Annotated in this window: 2 protein-coding genes; both read left to right on the plus strand. The window is 51.5% G+C overall.

What is annotated here, in order from left to right; all coding sequences use genetic code 11:
- A partial coding sequence (locus tag A3729_RS09600) for an integrase core domain-containing protein (RefSeq protein WP_156497849.1) occupies positions 1-474 on the plus strand: 474 nt, incomplete at its 5' end.
- Between the two features lie 39 nt (positions 475-513).
- Positions 514-2,040 carry an IS91 family transposase gene (locus tag A3729_RS09605; protein ID WP_068633750.1) on the plus strand — a complete coding sequence of 509 codons (1,527 nt, stop codon included), beginning with the start codon at positions 514-516 and terminating at the stop codon, positions 2,038-2,040.
- Positions 2,041-2,350: the final 310 nt, after the last annotated feature.

The raw sequence follows: 2,350 nt of genomic DNA on the forward strand, positions 1-2,350 counted from the left end.
GAGCGCAGTGTTTGGTCAGAAAAGTGCGTCAGAAAATCCCTGGTGTTGCACTCGGATAATGGTAGCCCAATGAAGAGCTTAACAATGCAAGCAAAAATGCAGGATTTGGGTGTCGCCAGCTCTCGAAGTCGGCCTGGTGTAAGTAATGATAATCCGTTTTCAGAATCACTATTTCGAACCCTGAAGTACTGTCGTCGATGGCCATCTGAGGGATTTAAATCAATCGATGAAGCAAGAACTTGGGTGAAAGAGTTTGTCACTTGGTACAACACAGAGCACCGGCATAGTCGAATTAACTTTGTTACCCCAGAGCAAAGGCACTTAGGTCTGGATGAAGAAATATTATCGAAGAGGGATGAGCTTTATCGCAAGATGAAAAGAAAGAACCAAATAAGGTGGTCAAAAGCTACGCGGAACTGGGAGAAAGTGGGTGACGTTAAGTTGAACCCGGAGAAGGAAAAACAAGCAGCTTAAATGCTCAGGCGACAACTACCTTGAAAAACGCCGATACTCATGTCACCGGCAAGGAATGTCTGGGCGAGTCAAGCACCATACTATGAACGCCATCAGCCCGAAAAGACGCTCCTCTATCAATTGGTTCAGGAACATTATCCTGTCTTTAAGTCCTCGTTGGAGGGTCAGGGACAAAGCTTGCCTCGTTACGTTCAGAGAGAGTTCGAAGATTTTCTCCAATGTGGTCGGCTGGAATATGGCTTTTTGCGTGTCCGCTGCGAGGATTGCCATCATGAACGATTGGTGGCATTTAGCTGCAAGCGCAGAGGGTTCTGCCCCAGCTGTGGTGCCCGCCGGATGGCGGAGAGTGCCGCGCTCTTGGTGGATGAGGTGTTTCCCAAAGTTCCCATACGCCAGTGGGTGCTGAGCTTTCCCTTCCAGTTACGATTCCTGCTGGCTCGCCATCCAGAGCTGATGGGTAAAGTGTTAGGCATTGTCTACCGCACCGTCTCTACGCATTTAATTAGGCAGGCTGGTTTTACCAAGGCTACCGCACAAACCGGTGCAGTGACGTTGATCCAACGCTTTGGTTCTGCGCTCAACCTTAATGTCCATTACCACATGCTATTTCTCGATGGCGTATACGCCGAAGATACCTATGGCCAACGGCGGTTCCATCGGGTCAAGGCACCCACTCAACATGAACTCAATGCGCTCGTTAACACCCTCAGCCACCTGGTCGCTCGCTGCCTGGAAAAACGCGGTCTGTTGGAGCGAGATGCCGAGAATACCTGGTTGACGCTGGACGAGGAAGGAGGAGATGTACTCACGCAACTGCACGGTTCCTCGGTGACTTACCGCATCGCCACCGGCCCCCAGCAAGGGAGTAAGGTCTTCACCCTGCAAACCTTCCCTCATTGCGAAAGTGAGAAGCCAGGCTATGGCCAAGCGGCTAAAGTGGCAGGGTTTTCACTCCACGCCGGTGTGATGGCCGAAGGACATCAGAGGGATAAACTCGAACGGCTCTGCCGCTACGTTAGCCGACCCGCTGTTTCAGAAAAGCGCCTGGCATTGACCTCCAATGGACACGTTCGGTATGAACTCAAAACCCCGTATCGCAATGGCACAACCCATGTGATCTTCGAACCCATGGACTTCATGGCCAAGCTGGCTGCACTGGTACCCAAGCCGCGCGTCAACCTCACCCGATTCCACGGAGTCTTCGCACCGAACAGCAAACACCGTGTTCAGGTCACACCGGCTAAACGCGGAAAAAAGCCTGACAAACTAGAAGCAGCCGATACTGACTGGCTCGATAAGACCCCTGAAGAGCGGCACCATGCCATGACATGGATGCAGCGACTTAAGCGAGTCTTCAATATTGATATTGAGGTTTGCGAGCACTGTGGAGGGCATGTCAAAGTGATTGCCAGCATTGAGGATCCGGACATAATCGAGCAGATTCTTAAACATCTCAAACAGAAGGCGGCCAAAGCCGATACTAACCATCACAACCAGCCGCCAGAGCGAGCCCCACCACTGACTCCCAGCCTGTTCGGCCCATCGCAGACTCGTTTATTTAATTGACGCTCCTAAGCTCTCAATCCATGTACTGTCAGCCTTTGCGGCAGGCCGGTGGGGCAACTGTCGGCTAAAGATCCATTCGCCAGGCACTTTTCGGTCAAATCGACCAAAATACGACCTTCTTTGGGCGCTGTGAAGCTAAATTCCGGGGCTTAGGCAATAAAAATGAGCGGCAATTTCGGGTATGCTACTTCATCCGAAGGGTGAAAAGGTGCTTTAAACGTCCTATACGCCTCAATTCGCCTTCAACGTGCCGGTAGCCGTACAAAATCGAAGCGGCAAAGGTGTGTGGCAAGTAAAAGGCGTCATGCTA

The sequence above is a fragment of the Oleiphilus sp. HI0043 genome (assembly GCF_001634935.1).